We start from the raw sequence: 749 nt of genomic DNA, 5'->3' as shown, positions 1-749 counted from the left end.
GAGCGCAACATCGGCTTCGTGTTCCAGCACTATGCCCTGTTCCGTCACATGACGGTGCTCGACAATGTCGCCTTCGGGCTGAAGGTGCGTCCGGCCAACCGCCGGCCACCGGCGGCCGACATCCGCAAGCGCGCGCTTGATCTCATCGATCTCGTCCAGCTCTCCGGGCTTGAGAAGCGTTATCCGGCGCAGCTGTCGGGCGGCCAGCGCCAGCGCGTGGCGCTCGCCCGCGCCATGGCGGTCGAGCCGAACGTGCTTCTGCTCGACGAGCCCTTCGGCGCACTCGATGCCCAGGTCAGGAAGGAACTCAGGCGCTGGCTGCGCGAGATCCACGACCGCACCGGCCACACCACCATCTTCGTCACCCATGACCAGGAAGAGGCGCTGGAGCTTGCCGACCGGGTGGTGGTGATGAGCAAGGGCACGATCGAACAGGTCGGCACCCCCGACGAGATCTACGACCATCCGGTGTCGCCGTTCGTCTACGGCTTCATCGGCCAGTCGAACGCGCTTGCCGTCACCCTTGCCAACGGCGAGATCTGGTTCGAGGACCGGCCGATCGGCCTCAGAGCCCCGACCGAGCCCGACGGCCCGGCCACCCTCTACTTCCGCCCGCACGACATCGAGCTGATCGATGGCTGCGGCGGCTGTCTCGCCGGCCTGGTCACCGCCAGCCGCCGCGTCGCCGGTACCCGCCATCTCGAACTCGACCTCGGCCGCAACCATCCGCATGCCGAAATCGAACTGCC

The 749-nt window shown here is 67.4% G+C and carries 1 protein-coding gene; it reads left to right on the top strand.

What is annotated here, in order from left to right:
- Nucleotides 1–749 (top strand): sulfate/molybdate ABC transporter ATP-binding protein (locus tag IB264_RS34200; RefSeq protein WP_192435372.1); only part of this gene is annotated, 749 nt, incomplete at both ends.

This window comes from Ensifer sp. ENS11 (genome assembly GCF_014851895.1).
GTDB classification, from domain to species: Bacteria; Pseudomonadota; Alphaproteobacteria; order Rhizobiales; family Rhizobiaceae; genus Ensifer; species Ensifer canadensis.
This window is presented reverse-complemented; position numbering and strand designations above follow the sequence as displayed.